Annotated in this window: 10 protein-coding genes; 4 read left to right on the top strand and 6 right to left on the bottom strand. The window is 43.0% G+C overall.

Annotated features, from left to right (window positions below; translation table 11 throughout):
* Positions 1-6: 6 nt before the first annotated feature.
* Positions 7-2,460, bottom strand: coding sequence for an ATP-dependent DNA helicase (locus tag C7391_RS07745; RefSeq protein WP_166627458.1), 2,454 nt, complete (start codon positions 2,458-2,460; stop codon positions 7-9).
* 197 nt (positions 2,461-2,657) lie between these two features.
* The gene (locus C7391_RS07740; protein WP_133517986.1) at positions 2,658-3,212 is read right to left on the bottom strand and encodes a S26 family signal peptidase; all 555 of its coding nucleotides are present in this window, start codon (positions 3,210-3,212) and stop codon (positions 2,658-2,660) included.
* A 263-nt stretch (positions 3,213-3,475) separates the two neighbouring features.
* Here C7391_RS07740 and C7391_RS07735 point away from each other — a divergent pair, with 263 nt between their 5' ends.
* Together C7391_RS07735 and C7391_RS07730 are read left to right on the top strand one after the other, a co-directional pair.
* Positions 3,476-4,993, top strand: a complete 1,518-nt coding sequence (locus tag C7391_RS07735) for a DNA-directed DNA polymerase II small subunit (protein WP_133517985.1) — start codon at positions 3,476-3,478, stop codon at positions 4,991-4,993.
* A gap of 26 nt (positions 4,994-5,019) precedes the next feature.
* Positions 5,020-7,365: a DNA topoisomerase gene (locus C7391_RS07730; protein WP_133517984.1), complete on the top strand. Its 2,346-nt coding sequence runs from the start codon at positions 5,020-5,022 to the stop codon at positions 7,363-7,365.
* 185 nt (positions 7,366-7,550) lie between these two features.
* On the opposite strand, the gene C7391_RS07725 is transcribed toward C7391_RS07730, so the two are convergent.
* The 4 genes from C7391_RS07725 to C7391_RS07710 form a co-directional block, all read right to left on the bottom strand.
* On the bottom strand, positions 7,551-8,414 hold the full coding sequence (locus C7391_RS07725) for a geranylgeranylglycerol-phosphate geranylgeranyltransferase (RefSeq protein ID WP_133518047.1): 864 nt from the start codon (positions 8,412-8,414) through the stop codon (positions 7,551-7,553).
* A 48-nt stretch (positions 8,415-8,462) separates the two neighbouring features.
* On the bottom strand, positions 8,463-9,377 hold the full coding sequence (gene nadA / locus C7391_RS07720) for a quinolinate synthase NadA (protein WP_133517983.1): 915 nt from the start codon (positions 9,375-9,377) through the stop codon (positions 8,463-8,465).
* Positions 9,378-9,504: 127 nt separating this feature from the next.
* On the bottom strand, positions 9,505-10,830 hold the full coding sequence (locus C7391_RS07715; RefSeq protein WP_133517982.1) for a KamA family radical SAM protein: 1,326 nt from the start codon (positions 10,828-10,830) through the stop codon (positions 9,505-9,507).
* A gap of 187 nt (positions 10,831-11,017) precedes the next feature.
* On the bottom strand, positions 11,018-11,839 hold the full coding sequence (locus C7391_RS07710) for an aspartate dehydrogenase (protein WP_133517981.1): 822 nt from the start codon (positions 11,837-11,839) through the stop codon (positions 11,018-11,020).
* Positions 11,840-12,080: 241 nt separating this feature from the next.
* Between C7391_RS07710 and nadC the strand changes: the two genes are divergently transcribed.
* Positions 12,081-12,917 carry a carboxylating nicotinate-nucleotide diphosphorylase gene (nadC, locus tag C7391_RS07705; RefSeq protein ID WP_263295338.1) on the top strand — a complete coding sequence of 279 codons (837 nt, stop codon included), beginning with the start codon at positions 12,081-12,083 and terminating at the stop codon, positions 12,915-12,917.
* A gap of 162 nt (positions 12,918-13,079) precedes the next feature.
* Positions 13,080-14,342, top strand: a complete 1,263-nt coding sequence (locus C7391_RS07700) for a DUF11 domain-containing protein (RefSeq protein ID WP_166627457.1) — start codon at positions 13,080-13,082, stop codon at positions 14,340-14,342.
* The last annotated feature ends 264 nt before the right edge of the window (positions 14,343-14,606 follow it).

The raw sequence follows: 14,606 nt of genomic DNA, 5'->3' as shown, positions 1-14,606 counted from the left end.
TTTTTATTACATAAAATCGTCAAATCGTTTTTGAATTTTGCCGGACACCGTTTTTTCCGAGTCGATTTCCCTGACAATATTCGTTTCATTTTCTTCTTTTGTTCGCCGAGCCGCTTTCTTTTTTTCGGGAACAGCGTAACCGCTTGTATCAATTCCGATTTCATTGAACAATTGAACGGCGATTTTCGGGCCGATTAAATCAACGACGGTTGAGAAATCAGCCGGCTGAAATGCTTCTTTGGATCTGAATCCGGCATTGTAAAGACGGCGCGCTCTGACGCGACCGATACCGCGGATTTTAAGAAGCGGCAGAAGTTGAATGGACGCGCCGTATTGAAGACGGATTTCCAAATCGGAAAACAATCCGGCATAAGGAGATCCGTTCATTTTAAGAAGACGGGCACCGGCATTGGCAATCCATGCCGCGGTTTCGGAGAATTGGCGAATATCGCCTTCGCCGACATCAAACTCTTTTGAAATTTCATTTTCGGGAATTTCCGAAATCCAGCGGTAAAGAAGAACAGAAGTTTTAAGCTCGCCCAAAAACCATTCAAAATCGGCGGGTTTCGTTGTCGGCGGCATGGAAATGATATGCTCGCAATTGTCTGTCGCAAATTCGGTCACCCATTGATAATCGCCGGTTTTCATGTACAAGAGCTTCATATCCGTTGTCATGCAAATAAGATGAAGCAGACTGATTTCCGTTAGAGTCATGCCGTTTTTTTCCGCTTTTTGGATCTGATCCAAAATAACGGAAGCGGAAAGAGGATCCAAATAAAGTTTTGAAACGAGAGAGCCGAGTTTGGTCGGAATCAGCGGACAATCGTCGGCTTCCTTTGTCGAATTGATTTTATCCGCCGTCACGAACGGACTTGTTTTTTCTTCAATCGCATCGGATTTGCCTTTGTCTTCATGGCACATATTCGCGTCAATTAAAAAATCCAAACATGTATCAATAATTGTTTTCAAAGCAATCGTGCTGAGAAGACCCCGCTGATAAGCAAAAAAAGTTCCTTTGAAGAAATCCAAAAGCTGATTGCGCGTGTACGCAAATCCGTTTGAAACGGTCGAGAGAATGTGTGTTCTAAGCGCGTTTTCCGCGCCGAGTTTAGACTCAACCGATTCGGGGTCGGCTTCAATATACATTTCTTTGAGCCTGTCAATATCTTCTTCTTTTGCTGCGATGAGAACAGACTCCCCGAACGGGTCCAAGTGCGGCCGCCCGGCGCGTCCTGCCATCTGTTTGTATTCCATGACAGGAATCATCTGCATGCCTTCATTGGAATCATAGCGTCTCCAAGCGGCGATAATAACGCGTCTTGCCGGCAAATTCAAGCCGGCTGCCAGCGTCGGCGTAGATGCGATCAGTTTGATTTTGCCGGCTGAAAACGAGCGTTCGACCAGCTCGCGCTGGTCGGAAGAAAGACCCGCGTGGTGAAAAGCAACGCCCATTCGAATGCAAAAAGCCAGCGTTTTGGCGGCATCCGTGTCGCTGCGATCGGTGATTTCAGCGGCCAGCATCGAGAGCTCTTCCTGCTCGGCAGCCGTTAAATAAGATTGGATAACAGGTCCCGCTTTTTTAGCGAATCCCGCCGCGTTTTTTCGGCTGTTCGTAAAAACCAAACATTGCCCGCCGTCACGAATCGTATCCGCGGCGAGTGATATGCCGGCTTCTTTTCCTTTGCCGACAAGTTCGATTTCCTTAACAACTTTGTCTTTTGTATGAAGCACTTCCCCTTCAAAAACGCCGTCGAAGTAAACGCCTTCATACAATTTCGTCGGGCGCCAATCACTGACAACGCACTCGGCGTTCATCCAGTCGGCAACCTCTTTTGAATTTTGAATCGTTGCCGAAAGCGCGATAATTTGAATTTTCGGATTTAATTTTCTCAATTTCGTAATCACGATTTCAAGCGTCGGCCCGCGATCTTTGGAATCAAGCAAATGAACTTCGTCCAAAACGACAACGGAAATTTGAGAAAGCCAATGCGTTTCATTGCGAATCAAAGAATCAACTTTTTCGGATGTTGCGACAATGATGTCGTTCGTCCCGATATTTTCATCCCGCTCATCCAGATCCCCTGTTGAAATACCGGATCGGAAACCGAGTTCTTTGAATTCGGAAAAACGGCGGAATTTTTCAGAAGCCAGCGCCCGAAGCGGAACAACATAAAGACATTTTCCGTTTTGCTCCAAACTCTGAAGCATCGCCAATTCGGCAAGAAGCGTTTTCCCCGAAGCCGTCGGAATAGAAATAAGCACGTTTTTGCCTTCTAAAAGTCCGGCGGAAACGGCTTTGGATTGAGGCGGATAAAGCTCCGATATTCCGGAATTTGTGTAAAAAGATTTCACGCGGTCCGAAACCGGCAGATTCTCTATCGGGATTCGAATATCTTCCGTTTTTGCCGGGTCATTCTCTTTGTCCCAAGCCGGAACACCTTTAGATTTCTTTGCCGCCAATACTTCTGCCTCAAAAATCAATTTTGAAAATAAGAACCGTCATATAATTTAAAGACTGCCTGAGCGGAATGAAACTATTTCAAAATATAAAAAATGAAAAAACAAAGAGAAATAAAAAAATCAAAATGAATAAAATCAAAAAATGAAGAACAAAATTAAAAGAAAATGAATGTAAAGGAATTGAAATTCACTTTACATTAAAACGGTAAACGATTGGGGAAAAACAAGAGCCTGATCTTTCCAATGAACGGAATCTTGAACCTTGAAGTTCCGACAATCCATTCTTCTTTAACAGGAGTCTGATAACTGATTGTCGTTTGCTGGTCCAAAATCGGATTGGTTTGCTCGTTATCGCCTTGTGTAATGTATCCCGCATGTGGCGCAATCGGTCCGCCCGGCCACATTTCTTCGCCTGCTTCAACATAATACATGGCACGGTGAATTACAAGCATATAACTTTCGTTACCGTAAGGGCGAAACAGAATCACATCGCCGGGATTTCCGAATTTCATGTAAACTTTAGAAGACATACTTAAAGCATCCTGCTGTGTAATAACTTCACCGCGGTCAATGCTTCTGACAAAAACGATGTCACCGACATTCATATTTGGTTCCATGCTTGTTGAAGAAACAACGTACATCGGCGTCCACAATCCAAAAGCAATATAACAAACCAATAAAAAGGCGAGGACAATACCGACAACTGTGCCGATATCTTTCAGAAGTCCCTTCAGCTGCTCATTTTCTAACATAAATTCACCTGTGTATAAAAATAATAAAGATAAAGATTATTACCACCGAAATAATAAATAAATTACTACAGATATATCAATAGAACTATTCACTTATAAAGATTACAGATGGAAACCCGATGCACCTCGTTTAATGAAATAAGAGATTTTGGTTTCCGGACTTATTTCCTGACTTTAAAGATTTTTAAAATCGTTAAAAGAAAGACTATTTATTTCAGAGAAATCTTTTTCAGAGAAATCTTTTTTCCGCCCGAGAGATCAAAATGGATGAGACAATTATTTTAGAAAAAGCATCAGAAGCAGGCTTCATGATTAATAAAGAAGCAGTTGATTATTTAATCGGCTGCCGCCTTCAAGAAGATTGCCTCCCTCGCATTTTCTCGGAAATTGACGCATCCGTTTTTGTGATTGAAACGGAACACTTAACAGTTCTTGTTCAGACATTGGAAAAAGAAGCGGAAGCAACAAAAACGGCAGAAGAATCAAAAGAGACGGCAGCGCTTCCGTACAAATATTCGTTTGATGAAAATATGGTGGACGTTTTAGAAGACATTTCTGAAAAAACAACCAGCGTCGGCGAATACAATCAGTTTGTTCAATATTTCAGAGACCGGTATACGCGCATCAGCGAAATGATCCGCTCGCGTGTCAGCGCCCGACCGATTGAAAGCCTGCCGAAAGGAAAAAACGTCAAACCGCTTTCCCGCGAAGGAAATTCAGACATTACAATCATCGGAATGATTTCCGAAAAAACAACAACGGGAAATCAACACATTATTTTAACGCTGGAAGATCCGACCGGAACGTTTCCGGTTTTAATCAATCAGCGCGATACGGATTTGGTGGAACAGGCCGACAAATTGCTGTTAGACGAAATCGTCGGCATCACCGGAAATTTGACACCGGAAGGAACGATTTTGATGGCAAGCAAAATCACGCAGCCGGATGTTCCGAACAATTATTCATCCAACCGCCGAAGATCGGAAGGGTATGCGCTTTTCATTTCCGACGTTCATGTCGGCAGCAAAGAATTTATGAAAAACGAATGGGAGACGTTTTTAGATTTTTTAAACGGCAAATCCGAAAACCCGCAACTTCAAAAAATGGCATCAGAAATACGCTACATTATTGTCGCGGGCGACATTGTTGACGGAATCGGCATTTATCCGGGACAGGAATTCGACTTGGAAATTCCCGAAATCATGAGACAATATGAAGTGACGGCGGAATATTTCCACCGCATCCCGAAAAATATTCATGTGGTGATTTCGCCCGGCAACCACGACGCTGTTCGACGTGCTGAGCCGCAAATTACATTTTCAAAAGAGATTCAGAGACTGTTTCCGGAAAACGTCACTTTTGTCGGCAACCCGGCTGTCATTTCGATTGACGGTGTTTGCGTCCATATTTACCACGGCTGTTCAATGGACGATATGGTGGCCGCAATCAAGGGGGTTTCTTACCAAGAACCGACATCAGGAATGGTTGAGATGGTCAAACGCCGTCATCTTGCGCCGACTTACGGCAGCCGCGTTATGATTTCACCGGAAAAAAGAGATTATTTAATTATTGACAAGGTGCCCGATATCATTCATTGCGGACACGTTCATACAATCGGCGTTCAAAATTACAAAAATATTCTTTTGATTAATTCAGGCACTTGGCAGGCGCAAACAGATTTCCAGAAAAAGGTGAATATTATGCCGGATCCGGCAAAGGTTCCGTTTGTGGATTTAAAGACAATGAAGCCCGGAATTTTGGATTTTAATGATGATTATTAAGCGGGAAAAGAGGCAGAGGTGGAAAAATGACAATCGTTGCATTCGCTGAAAAAAACAAAGCGGCTGAAGAAATTGCCAATATTTTAGGTCAAGGCAATTACAAGCGCACGTCCATAGAAGGCATTGCTGTTTACCGATTCAAGCGTGACGGAAATGATTGGGCGATTGCGGGTCTTGCCGGTCACATCATGAATTACGATTTCCCCGCTGAATACAACAGCTGGACAGGCGTTGAGCCCGGTGCGCTTTTGGACATTTCGCCGATAAAAATGGTGACGAAAGAAAATTTCGCGTTTGCGATTGAAAAGTTGGCAAAGGAAGCCGACACAATTATTTTGGCCTGCGACTATGACCGCGAGGGTGAAAACATCGGCTTTGAAGCCAAAGAGCTTGCTGAACGCGTTGCAAAAGTGCCGATTAAACGCGCCCGTTACTCAACGTTTTCTAAAAATGAAATTGAAAATGCGTTTGACAATCCGGGAGAGCCCGATGCCGCTTTGGCGATGGCTGCCGAGACGCGCCAAATTTTGGATTTGAAAATGGGCGCGGCGTTTACGCGTTACGTCACGCTTTCCGTTCGTGAAAAAGCGTTTACGAAAGACATTCTTTCAATCGGCCCGTGTCAGACGCCGACTTGCGGTTTCGTATACGAGCGCGAGAAAGCGATTCGTGAATTCAACCCCAAAGACTTTTGGAAAATCACGGCTGATTTTGATGCCGACGGCAATGTTTTTACGGGAACCCACCGCGCCGGGCACATTCCCGAAAAAGAAAAAGCCGATGAAATCATGGCGCGGATTAAAGGCGAAAAAACAGCCGTCGTTCATAAGAAAACGGTTCGTGAACAAAGCATGGCGCCGCCGTTTCCGTTAAACACGACCGAGTTTTTGAAACGCGCTTCCGCTTTTTTAAATATCAGCCCGGAGAAATCCCTTGAAATTGCGGAACAGCTTTACCTTTCAGGTTTGACCAGTTATCCGAGAACGGAGACAAATAAGTACGCGGATGATTTTGATTTTAAAGTGATTCTTGCCGACATGGCCAAAAATCCGGATTACGCAACCGCCGTTTCTCAAATTGTAACCGCGCCTGCCGGCATTAAATCCAAAAACGGTCCGAAAGATGCGAAAGACCATCCGCCGATTCACCCGATTCGCGGCGCAACGAAGTCAACCGTCGAGAGTATGATAAAACTTCCGGGCGCGTATGCGGTTTATGATTTGATTTGCCGCCATTTCCTTGCGAATTTAATGCCCGCCGCGATTTTTGAAAAGACGAAAATGGAAATGAAAATCAAAGAGGATTTATTTGACGCGGCCGGTTCGATTAAAAAGTTTGCCGGTTGGCTTGACATTTATGATTTTGAAACGAAAAACGACAAGTTTTTGCCGGACATTAATGAAGGCGATGCAACCGCCGTTAAAAAGATTATGAATACGGCATCAAAAACCGCCCCGCCGAAGAAATTAACGGAAGCCGAATTGCTCACGCTGATGGATAAAAACGGCATCGGAACAAAAGCAACCGCGCCGACACACATTGAAACAAATAAAAAACGCGGTTATTTTGAAGCCAAAGGAAAAACACTGTCGATTTTGAATACCGGTTACATGCTTATGGAAAGTTTGGACGCGTCGGTCCCGATTGTGATTCGCCCGAAAATTCGTGCTCAAGTTGAAGAATTGATTCAGCAAGTCGAAGACGGCAAAATCACAATGGATGAAGCCGTTTCCACCGGAACCGAATTGATTAAAAAAATGTATGCCGACTTGACGGAAAACAAAGACCGTTTGGTCACAAAACTCAGCGGCAGCATCAAAACAGAAGCCGCCGAGAGCGACAAAAAGAATTACATCGGCACCTGCCCGATCTGTCAAAACGCGCTTCGAATCGTGACAACAGACAACGGCCGCTTTGTCGGCTGTGTCGGCTACCCCGATTGTTCGCAAACATATCCGCTGCCGAAAACCGGCGCGCTAACTGTTCAGCGAACCAAAAACTGCCCGAAAGAAGGCGTTGCCGTCTTAGATGTCGGCAAAAAATACGAATGGGCTGTCGGTGTCGGCCCGTGTTTCAGCTGCGATCAAAATGTGATTTGCAACCCGCCCGAAGTTGTCGGCACTTGCCCGCGCTGCAAAGAAGGTGAGATGCAGCTCATCGAATACAAAGACGGGCGGTTCCTGAAATGCACACTCCAATGCGGTCACACGCAATCCCTGCCGGATAAAGGAAGATTGACAATTTTAGACAACAAATGCGAAACATGCGGCTGGAATATGTTCCGCGTCAAAGAACAGAATAAAGATGCTGTTGAATTCTGTGCCAATCGAAGATGTAAGGCGATTGGGAAACGAAAAGAAGCAGAGAAGTGATGTTTTATTTTGGAAAAACAAATGTCATTTTTTTCAAACTTTTTTGAAATTTGAACGGATCGCGGAGCGATTTTTCAGTAAACGCCACCCTCCCATCGACGGCGAAGCCATAAAACGCGAAAGCGTTTCTGCAAACACCGCCTCCCCCCGCCATGAAAAATCGTGAGCGAAGCGAGCGATCTTAGTTAAAAAAGCCCGACAATAAACGCTGCCAACGCCAAAAACATTGCGAGTTTAAAATATTTGGATGACTTGGCATAATCTTTGTTGGCAACCAAAGCGTAAATGGCAATGAAGAAACACAAAGCTCCGAAGACGAGAGCGTAAAGATAGTGAACCGTCAAAATGTTCATCAAATACGGAAGCGGGCTGAGAAGAACGGCTAAAAAGCCGAAAAGAGCCGCAAGTCCGATGGCCGGTTTTTCGCCGTATTTAATCGGGAAAGTAACGGCGCCATCTTCTGAATCTCCTTTGATGTCTTCGATATCTTTGACAATTTCACGCGCCGCCGTTGCTAAAAATGCCAGCAGGAAAAGCGGAATCATCACAATCACGCCGTCTGTTCCGAAGAAAGACGCGCCGAAGAGAAAAGTCGAGCCGGTCAAATATGCAATAGACAAATTGCCGAGCAGAACGGTTCTTTTCAATGTCTTCGCATACCAAATCAAAATGAAAACATTGATGAAACCGATGATTCCCGAAACCGGATTGATTAAAAATGCAATCAAAAGCGCAATGGAGAAACAAATAATCGTCAGATAAACAGCTTCTTTTAATCCGATGCGACCGGACGGGAGCGGGCGGTGCGGCTTGTTGACGCGGTCAATGTCAATATCATAATAATCATTGAGCATATTGCCGGCGCCGGTTGCTAAAAAGACCATGAGGAAAATGTAGAAGAGATGTGAAATGTTGTAAAGCAAATCTCCTTCCATCGGATAATCGAGAATAGAAGAAACGATAAAAACGGCAATAACAGATGAAACGCCGGCCATAGCGGCATTTTTGTATCTCATAAATTCCAAATAAGTTAAGATTTTTTGAATCAGATTCATGATTTCATCCGTTTGCGGTCAGTTATTAGAATTATTTTTGAATTATTTCGGAACGGCTTCAAGCATTCGATCCAATGCCTTTTTCGCTTGGATTCGGATTTCGTCGGGAACCGTAATTTTTGTCGTTTCCGTTTCAAGCGCATTCAATATGGAAGGAAGTGTCGCCATTTTCATATTGGCGCAATAAGCATATTTGGAGACGGGATAAAATGATTTATCAGGGCTGTCCTGCCGTAATTTATGCATCATTTCCTGTTCCGTGCCGATGATGAATTCTGTTTCATTTGACGCGGCGGCATATTTAATGATGCCGGCCGTACTGAAAATACCGTCGGCAAGCTCCAAAACCTCGGGGCGGCACTCGGGGTGCGCCAAAAAAACGGCATTCGGATGTTGTGATTTTGCCGCCAGTGCATCAAACGCGGTGATTTGCTGGTGAATCGGACAAAAACCATCCCACAGATGCACTTTTTTATCCGTTAAAGTCGAAATATAATGACCGAGATTTTTGTCGGGAACGAATAAAATTTCATCTTCTTCAATTGCCGAAACCACTTCTTTTGCATTCGCTGATGTGCAGCAAACATCGGATTCGGCTTTGACCGCGGCCGAGCTGTTGACATAACAAACAACGGCAGCATCGGGGTGCTTCTTTTTCGCTTCACGGAGGGGTTCAACCGTTACCATATCCGCCATCGGACAGCCTGCATCAGCATCCGGCAGAAGAATCGTTTTCTCAGGCGAAAGAATGTAAGCACTTTCCGCCATGAAGTGAACGCCTGCAAAAACAATCATATCCGTGTCTAAGTCGACAGCGGCCTGACTGAGTGAAAAAGAATCACCGACCAAATCGGCAATGTCCTGAACTTCGGCGCGGGCATAATTATGCGCTAAAATGACGGCGTTCTTTTCCTCTTTTAACTCGGAAATACGCCGTAAAATCTCATTGTTGTCCATAAAATCCCAATCCTTGAAAACAAATAATCAAATCTATATTCCTATTAAACGGTTTCGGAAAAACGAATTCTAGAGAAATGACTTGAATAAAAATGAAATGAACAGAAAGAATGAGAACAAAAATCCATTACGGATTCAAATAATCATCCAATTCTGACTCAAAGAAAAATTCAGGTTTCCCGAAAGCCGGTTTCAGTTGGTCAATCCATGTGGCATCGGGATCGAATTTCGCAAAAAACGGGCGCGCCACCCAATTCGGATTCCGGCCCTGAATAAAACGAAGAACAAAGACTTTTTCGCCGGGGTCATCGCTGACACCGAGAATCTGAATTTTTCCCGGGTGTGAGCTCATACTCGGACCGCGAACGGTTCGGCAGATACCGCTGACACCCTGATACGCCTGCTGAAAAATGCGGTGACACTCAGCGAGCGGAAGTTCAAAGAAATGTTTGGCACCCGTATCTCGCGCAACAAACATGTAATAAGGAATACAGCCGAGGTCGACTTGACGGCGCCACATTTGAGACCAGGCGGCAGGATCATTATTAATATGATTTAAAACGGGAGATTGCGTTCGAATTTGTGCGCCTGTTTTTAATATGCGCGCAATCGCTTCTTCAACGACCGACGTGGATAATTCTTTGGGATGGTTGAAATGCGCCATCACCGCGACATGTTTTCCGGCATCTTTGATGCGTTCAAACAATTTGATGATGTCATCCGCGTCTTTGTCGGTTGTAAAGCGATACGGCCAGTGCGCCAAAGATTTCGTGCCGAAGCGGATCGTTTTGATTTGCTTCATGTCCTCTTCAAGAAGCCGATCGACATAAGAATTCAAAACGGATGTGCTCATTGTCAGCGGATCGCCGCCCGTAAATAAAATGTCAGTGACATCCGGTTTTGATTTCAAATAATCCATGTAAACTTCATAATCCTGCGTCATGGAAAATTTCGTATCGGACAGATTTATGAATTTTGAAAATTGCGGCCACCGAAAACAAAAAGTGCAATACGCGTGGCAGGTTTGCCCCTGCTTCGGGAAAAAAAGAACGGTTTCCCGATATTTGTGTTGCAGCCCGTCCAGTTTCATGCCACCGATTTCAGGCACATTATGAACTTGGCCGGAGGGGTTTGGATTAAATGACAGACGGACTTCTTCGACTTTTTCATCAATGACAGACTTATCCGCATCCGACTGAATCAGTTTTTTAATGGATTCATACTGATCGGGAAGCAACATTTCCCTGCGCGGGAAATGCAATGTAAAAAGAGGGTCTGCCGGTGCGTTCTCCCAGTCGATAAGCTCTTCCACAACATAATTATTGGTTTTAAAAGGAAAAACGCGCCCGATGATTTCAACGACTTCGCGGTCGGCGTCTGCGACCGCGGAAAATTGCTCAATTTCGTTAAAGTTGTTGAGCGTATACGCGCGATATGTTTTTGAATTCTGCATCACAGATAATATCAAACCCGAATTTTATAAGTGTTTCGAAATTTGTCGGAAAATATGACAAATAGCGAATCGGACAGATATCGGCCGACTGAAAAAATATTTGAAAAAAGAAATATAAAGAAGAAAAGAAGAAGAAAAAGAAGGATTAGAAGAAAATCAATAAAAAGAAAGTAAATTAAGAAGAAAATCAAATGCCGACTTGAATCGGGTCGGTGATTCTTTTTAAAGCAGAAACCGCGGAAAGTGCTGCCAAATAGCTTGTTTTCGGATTCTGCGGAGACGGTTTGTTTTCAATCGTCATTTTCATGTGTCCGAAATCGCCATAAACTTCTAACTCGTGAATATTTTCAGAAATCGTCGGGTCGGCAATAATTCGAACATTCGTTTTTTCAAATCCGAGACCGCATAAACTGATTGTTGCGCAGACATTCACATTTTTAGGAAAGCCGACAACCGCTTCAGCTGCCGCTCCTTCAAAAACAAGTTTCGGCTCTTTAAGCCCCGACAAATCAATGCCGTTTTCAATGAGATAAGGAGAGCCGGCAAGTCCTGAAACTGGTTTTCGAGTTGTTACCGAAACCGATGTTAATCCGGCAATTGCTGCTGATTTTAAACCGTCTGTTCCGGCAATCGCGCCGGACGGGATGTAAACTTTAGATCCGCTTGCGGCTGCGGTTTCCCGGACTTTGCGGTAAAAGTCGGGATCTTGGAACGCGCCGACGCTGAGAACCATGAGGTCGACACCGTTCTCTGCGGCAGGAAGAGCATATTTCAAAACCGCTTCCTGAGAAGCGCATTCAATAATTAAATCGCAAGATTCAATCATTTCTTCAGGCGTGTATTTTTGAGGGGTCCCGTTTAAATTTTTGAAAAGTTTTAAAACAGCATCGGCTTTTTCATCCGAAAAATCAAAAATACCGAATATTTCGGCAGGAATTGCACCCGAATCTACCGCTAAACAGATTTGAGTGCCGATAAAGCCGCATCCGATAACACCGATTTTAATCATGAAATGACATCCTGAATTTGAATGAATAGTGATTCTTCGGTTTATATTTTCGTATTATTATGTCTTTTGCTTTAAACGAAAAAGAAAAGATTATAAAATACGCGCAAAATTTCGATTTTTGACTGAAAAATATTTAATTCAAAATCTGATTTATCTAATAGTTAAATCTGATTTATCTAATAGTTAATATCTGATTTATCTAATAATTAAATCTGTTTTAAAATAAAACGCGAGGAAAAAAATGATACTGCAGAAAGAAATTGAGCACTTCCTTGAAGAAGATTTAAGAGAGGATGACGTTTCCTGCACGCTTGTCAAAAATCAAAATGTCAATGCAATCATTTTTGTAAAAGAAGACTGTGTTGTATCCGGTCTTGAAATCGCGTCCGCTATTTTTGATTATATGAAAATAACATATAAACAGAAAAAATCTCCCGGAGATTTTGCCAAAGCCGGAGATGTTTTGTATGAACTCACCGGCGATTCCGTTTCAATTTTGCGTGCGGAACGCCTTGTCTTAAATTTCATCTCTCATTTATCGGGAATTGCAACCAACACCGCCGGTTATGTCAAAATCGTAAAAGATGCTGCCGGTGAAAATGCGCCCAAAATCGCAGCCACCCGCAAAACAACTCCCGGCATTCGAAAATATGAAAAGAAAGCGGTGTTGGACGGCGGGGGAGATCCGCATCGCCAAAGTCTTTCGGACATGGTGATGATTAAAGACAATCATATTGAAATTATGGGATTGGAACAGGCATTTAACGAAGCGAAACGTCAAACCTCTTTTTCGAAAAAAATAGAAGTGGAAGCCGACACAAAAGAACAAGCGATGAAAGCCGCTGAAATCGGTGCTGACATTATTCTTTTAGATAATATGACACCGGATCAGATTCGTGACATTGTCATTTTGTTGGAACAGAAGAATCTTCGGGCCCGTGTTCTTTTAGAAGCTTCCGGCGGCATTCGCAAAGAGGAGTTAAAAGAGTATGCTGTCACCGGCATAGATGTTATTTCGCTCAGCGCCGTTACAAATGATGCGGAGTGGATTGATATAGGACTTGATATTGTCAAGTAAAACACTGTCGAACTCCGCAACTGTGATTGTTGAAAAATCAATAATATTAAATAAATGAGATGAATGTTAACTTAATTAAAAATACAAAGGTTGTAAATTAAAAACGAAACATAGACTTTATAAAAACATAAACCTTATAAAAACATTTAGAGGGGAATTATTTTGAAACTGATAAAATATGGTGCAGGATTATTATTCTTTACAATTCTGATAATGGCGGTTATATCACCCGCTGCCGCGTGGCAAAAAGACGACTGGCTTGAAGGCGGCGACGGGTACATGATAAACAATGTGATTATTGAAGCCAGTGCAATTGCTGTTACTACTGACGAAGATAACAGTAGCAACACGTCCGGAAACGCTTCAATCAGCATTTATGAATGGAAAAATGATAAATGGGAAAGGATAAACGGAACCAAATTATCATTGAATCAAACAATGAGTTTTACGGCTGCTGACGGAAATTACACCGTCAGAGCAATTGATTTCAGAGAATCAGGCCGATTTAACCAGGTTCGATTGGAATTTTGGTCCAACGCGGACATTACAAACTCCGGATACGTTGACGGCGGCCACTCCAACGCGGAAGGCGCAGGCAAACCGAATTTGATTGTTACAAAAGTTCTGAGTCCTGCAACCAATATTTCGGTGGATGATGTTGTCATGGTGACCATTTACGTCGAAAACAAGGGAAATTATGACGCGAAGAACGTTACAATTAACGACCACCTCCCGGAAGGATTCATGCAATCAAATATAACCATAAACAATACCGTGAATCAGACCATTAATAAAAACACAAACAATACATACAAAATTTATCAGATTAAAGCGGTTGAGCCCGGCAACAAAAATATGCCGCCGGTTGAGGTAACCGCTGAAAACGCACTCGGCGTAAAATATGATTACAAGAGTAACGGCGGCAAAAATGTAACAATTGAAGTCAGTGATTTGGCAGCATTGGTATTTACGCCGGCAGGACCGAGCGGAAACACGGTTGATTATTATACGCGTTCAAAAATTGACGGAAATATCACCATCAGAAATATCGGAACAATGCCCGCGCAATACGTCAGCGTTCAATTCCAACTGCCGACCAACGCAACAATCAGCGGAAAAGACATTAATGTCACCGGCGATACCGCAACGATGTACATTGATTTGATCACACCGAACAACCAGAAAGTGATTGAGTATTCTCTTTCGGCAACCTCTGAAGGATATTATGAAGTGCCGATCACTTACAGTTACACATACAACAACAGTGCAAAAACCGGTGGAATTCAAACCGTTACTTATAATGCAATCGGAAGCAACACCATTGAAACGGCTTTAGATTACTGGTTTTTATTACTCATTCCGGTGATTATAATTGGGGTTGCGGCTCTTTTCATCTGGAAACGACATAGAGAATATAAATTTTAATTTTGAGTTAATTCTTAAATTAACTCTCCCCTCTTTTTTATTAAATTCGTCAATTCTTCATATACAGATTTAAAGACATGTCGTCGTTTGCCGATATTACTTGCTGTTCCAAAAAATAGCCACTGATGGCGTTTATCTGGAAAACAGACATAAGAGGAATATAAAGACAGAAGAACAAATATATATACGAAAATTGATAATGAAGAACAAATTAGTTATAAATAATATTAATTCGCTGACATACTAATACATTTTTCAATTCAG

Source organism: Methanimicrococcus blatticola (assembly GCF_004363215.1).
Taxonomy (GTDB): Archaea; Halobacteriota; Methanosarcinia; order Methanosarcinales; family Methanosarcinaceae; genus Methanimicrococcus; species Methanimicrococcus blatticola.
The sequence above is the reverse complement of the archived record's forward strand: the minus strand, read 5'-3'. Positions and strand labels throughout refer to the sequence as shown.